The following is a 4,235-nucleotide window of genomic DNA, read 5'->3' on the forward strand; positions in this document are numbered from 1 at the left end:
ACCCTTCCCCGTGTTTATGGCAGGCCGCAAACTCGATTTATCCGTGGCGACACGATTAACCTGCAGGCCGTTGGCGGCCAGAGGTTACGGCATCCAAAGCTTCAGGTACCATTTCAATTCCACAACCGAAATATTCAGCCAGTAAGGGTTTGGTAAGGTCATCGTTGGTGGGGCCAAGGCCACCTGTCATCAGGATGATGTCCGCTCTTTTTTCGGCGGCTTCAAATGCTGCGAGTATGGAATCCCTATGGTCACCAATAGTGCACCTATGGACTACCCGAACCCCGATTTTATCGAGTTCCTGACTGATCCATTGACTATTGGTATCCACTATCTGTCCGTAGAGTAATTCATCCCCAATGGCAATTATCTCTGCTTTTACTTCTTTATAATTGACCATGATTTGTTTTACCTTACTTTTGCTGTTTGTATCAATCTTGAGAAAATCAATGGGAAAAACCTTTTCAATGCTACGGCATAGATTTCTTTTCCTCCGATATTGACTTCCTCTTTTCTTTTTGAAATTGCCTCCACGATTTTCTTGGCACAAACTTCTGGGCTCATTCCTTTTTCCTGGGCATCATCCATTTCTTGCAGTGGTGTGCCGTCTCCGGTGAGTGCATTAAGGGAAACACTAGTTCTTATAAAACCAGGACAGATCATAGTCACAGCGATATTTTCTTTGTAATACTCTGCTCTCAAAGTATCAAAAAAGCCATGGAGGGCATGTTTGGATGCTGCATAAGAAGATCTGTATGGTGAACCGAATTTCCCTACGAGACTACTCACTACAGCAAAATGTCCATTTTTATTTTCAATAAAATGAGGGAGAAGCGTTTTGCTTAATCCAATTGTTCCAAAAAAGTTTACTTCAATAATCCTCCTATCTACTTCAGGTGAAGTGTCTATTATCAAAGATCTTTGGCTGATTCCTCCATTATTGAGCAAAATATCTACCCTTCCAAAGGCCTTAATGGCTTCGGAAACTTTGTTAGGAAAACTTTCCGGATTTGTGAGGTCCAAAGGTAATACATGTACATTTTCGGGGTTTTTAGATTCTCCTTTTAGGCTATCTAGTTTGTCACTGTTTCTTCCCGATATGATTAATTTGAAATCTAATTTGTTATACTCGCGGAATACTGCTTCTCCTATACCTGAAGTTGCTCCCGTGATCCAGATTACGGTTTGATTCATGGTCTTACATTTTTATAAACCACAAAATCAAAATCATATTCATTTTTTTCGTCTTTGAGGTAGGAAGTGGTGGACACCATTTTCCATTCACTTTGATCGATTTCAGGAAAAAACACGTCACCTTCAGGCATTGCATTTACCTCTGTTACCATCAATTCATCTGCAATAGGCAAAGCCTGTCGGTAAATTTCCGCTCCTCCGATGATAAATACCTTGTCGAGTTTTTTACCGATACAGAATTGGATAGCCTCCTCTAGGGAATGTACAACCAAATGCCCTTCAGGAACTTTGAAATCATGGTTATTGGTAATTACGATAGAAGTTCTATTTGGAACTGGTTTGCCTACAGACTCATAGGTTTTTCTTCCCATGATGATGTGGTGACCTGTAGTATGGCTTTTAAAAAGCTGTAGGTCAGCAGAAAGGCGCCAAATCAACTGATTGTCTTTTCCAATGACATTATTCAATGCCTTGGCTACTATGATGATTATTTTCAATGTTTTTTGAGATTTTGGCTAAGTTACCAAGGTTTGGCCAATCAAGAAATCTTGGCGGTATAGAATGGCACTCAAATGTCAGATTTTCCATCGTACCTAAGGTGAAAACTTAAAAAATTGGCGGTTGTTTATTTATCCTCTTTCATAGATTTGGAAATGCTTGGATAATCAGCCATCAGGAAATTCTGCTTGCTGTTTTCCTGCAATTCCACAATTACCATGTCCATTTTGCTTTGATCGACTTTGCTCACTACATGGGCTTCCATCATATTTCCTGTTGGAAGATCATTGAAAAGGTCTGGGTTTTGGTCTTTCATCCTGGCCGTCAAAAATGGGTTGTTTTGACTCCAAAATGGAGTTTGGCCTGTAATCGAGGTTTTTGTTACCCAATAGTTGGTAATATTTTCGTCTGTTTCAATGAGGTATTCTTCACATTCATGGCCCAAAATTGTCTTGGAGTTTCCGGTTTTTTTGAATGTCACCTCATCAGTCTCCGCCTTTTCTCCAACATCCCCCGACTGGCTCATTGCCGCATAATCATATGCGAAAACCATCCTCATTTTTTCCCCTTCATTTTCTAACAATGTGATGCCTACATTTCTGTTAAAATCATAAATAAGGACATAAGTCCCGTCTTCTTTTTTCTCGGGATCGGTAAATTTCATTCCGGTTATTTTTGGATCGTTTGAATAATAAGAGGAAAGAAGTATGGGATCATTGGATTTCCCTTTTTCATTTGATCCGGTGATTTCCAATACCGCAAATCCTTCAAAATCGTATGATTCATCAACTTCAATGTCTGTATAAATAGAAGCCATCATGGCATCAATGTCGACGCCTGGAACTGATTCCATATCATCTGTTCCATAGACATCTTTAAACATCTTGTCGAGCTTCCTTCTAGCTACTTTTTCTATTTCACTTTCGACTTTCTTTTCTATCGCCCTACTCACGCCTCTTTCAGCTGCATTTTTGATCCGGTTTATAAATTGGGCCTCCGCAGAAAGTGAAATAAGTAAAAACAAGATGGCTGAGCAAAAGGGAATAGTTCTTTTCATTGCTTTGATGTCTATTGAATGTACAATTTATCTATTTCTCAATGATAACTCAAGAAAAAATTGAGCTTTAGATAAAGAAAACACAGGTTCTTGTTGAAAAAAAAATCACGCAATTTCAATTTAAAATATTTTAAGGAAGTTTGTATCCCCTTAAAAATTCCTCTATCCCTAGTTTCTTTTTTCCTTCCAATTGGAGTTCCAAGATTTTCAGGGTGCCATTACCAGTTTTGAAAAGAAGTTCTTTCTTACCGTCTGAGCGATATTCTCCAGCATGCAGTCCCTCTATATTTACATCAGAAATTTCACTTCTAATTATTTTACAAGTTTTTCCATCTAAAAAAGTCCATGCAGCAGGATAGGGAGAAAGTCCCCTGATATGATTATGTATTTCTATTGCTGATTTTTCCCAATCAATCTGACAGGTTTCTTTAAAGATTTTTGGGGCATGGTGGATTGCCTGATTTTCATCCTGAACTATAGACTGGATATTATTTTTTTCTATTGCTTCTACAGTCTTCAGGACCAGTTTAGCTCCTTTTCCCATCAATCTTTCATACAATGTTCCGACATTATCCTCAAGGTAAATCGGTTCTTTTTCCTGAAAAATAATGCTTCCCGTATCTATCTCATGTTTTAGAAAAAATGTAGTTAATCCTGTTTCCTTTTCTCCGTTGATAATTGCCCAGTTGATTGGTGCAGCACCTCTGTAGTTGGGAAGCAATGAAGCATGGAGATTGAAGGTGCCTTTTGGAGGCATGTTCCAAACCACCTCAGGTAGCATCCTGAAGGCAACTACAATTTGCAAATCTGCCTGAAAGCTCCTTAATTCTTCAATGAAATCCGGTGATTTTAAGTTAGTGGGTTGCAGGACTGGAATCCCATTTGCCAATGCCACTTCTTTCACGGGGGAAGGAATTAATTTCTGCCCCCTTCCCTGAGGTCTGTCCGGGGCTGTGACCACGGCTACGACGTTCCATGCATTGTTTACCAAAATTTTTAAGGAAGGAACCGCAAATTCAGGGGTTCCCATAAATACAATTTTTAATTTCTTATTCATTTCTCTCCTCTTAGGGAGTTTAAAGTTCGGGATTTATTTATTTGAACAGGTATTTTAAAGTTTTAAAATAGAATTTTCTTTAAGAAGCTGGAGAAATATGATTTTCTAGAAACATAAATTTTACAGAAAATATTTCAAATTTTTAAGAGAATATGATTTATGTTAATTTTTATGTTATAATTATGCAATTTCATTATTTATATCATAAGTCTATTTACGTTGGATTTTTTAAAAAATAAAAAGAAATTTACATTCCCAGATAATTTTGATAAAAAGTACAAAGAATTCTCTGATGAAAATTTTAGAGCTAATCGATAAAAAACTCTTAAAGTTTTATCCGAATATTACGAATAAAATATGAAATAAAATCCATCAAAATCAAAAGAAAAAGTATTTATCTGAATTACTTTCAGGAGAAATAAGAAGTTG

General features: G+C 37.4%; 4 protein-coding genes and 1 pseudogene. All 5 read right to left on the bottom strand.

Annotated features, from left to right (window positions below; all coding sequences use genetic code 11):
- Positions 1-85: 85 nt before the first annotated feature.
- Positions 86-400 (bottom strand): annotated as a pseudogene (locus ACZFYI_RS16465) (molybdopterin-binding protein); the annotation flags it as partial.
- Positions 401-408: 8 nt separating this feature from the next.
- Positions 409-1,194: an SDR family oxidoreductase gene (locus ACZFYI_RS16470; protein ID WP_462525222.1), complete on the bottom strand. Its 786-nt coding sequence runs from the start codon at positions 1,192-1,194 to the stop codon at positions 409-411.
- Positions 1,191-1,691 (bottom strand): dihydrofolate reductase, encoded by a 501-nt coding sequence (locus ACZFYI_RS16475; RefSeq protein WP_462525223.1) that lies wholly within the window; start codon positions 1,689-1,691, stop codon positions 1,191-1,193. Before ACZFYI_RS16475 ends, ACZFYI_RS16470 begins: the two co-directional genes overlap by 4 nt.
- Before the next feature lie 128 nt (positions 1,692-1,819).
- The gene (locus ACZFYI_RS16480; RefSeq protein ID WP_462525224.1) at positions 1,820-2,749 is read right to left on the bottom strand and encodes a DUF4412 domain-containing protein; all 930 of its coding nucleotides are present in this window, start codon (positions 2,747-2,749) and stop codon (positions 1,820-1,822) included.
- A gap of 130 nt (positions 2,750-2,879) precedes the next feature.
- On the bottom strand, positions 2,880-3,806 hold the full coding sequence (fmt, locus tag ACZFYI_RS16485) for a methionyl-tRNA formyltransferase (RefSeq protein ID WP_462525225.1): 927 nt from the start codon (positions 3,804-3,806) through the stop codon (positions 2,880-2,882).
- Positions 3,807-4,235: the final 429 nt, after the last annotated feature.

This window comes from Aquiflexum sp. (assembly GCF_977115555.1).

Bases quoted from the DNA above. Each gene is read 5' to 3' on its own strand.
- ACZFYI_RS16480 (WP_462525224.1), bottom strand. From the start codon at position 2,749: ATGAAAAGAACTATTCCCTTTTGCTCAGCCATCTTGTTTTTACTTATT.
- ACZFYI_RS16470 (WP_462525222.1), bottom strand. From the start codon at position 1,194: ATGAATCAAACCGTAATCTGGATCACGGGAGCAACTTCAGGTATAGGA.
- fmt (WP_462525225.1), bottom strand. From the start codon at position 3,806: ATGAATAAGAAATTAAAAATTGTATTTATGGGAACCCCTGAATTTGCG.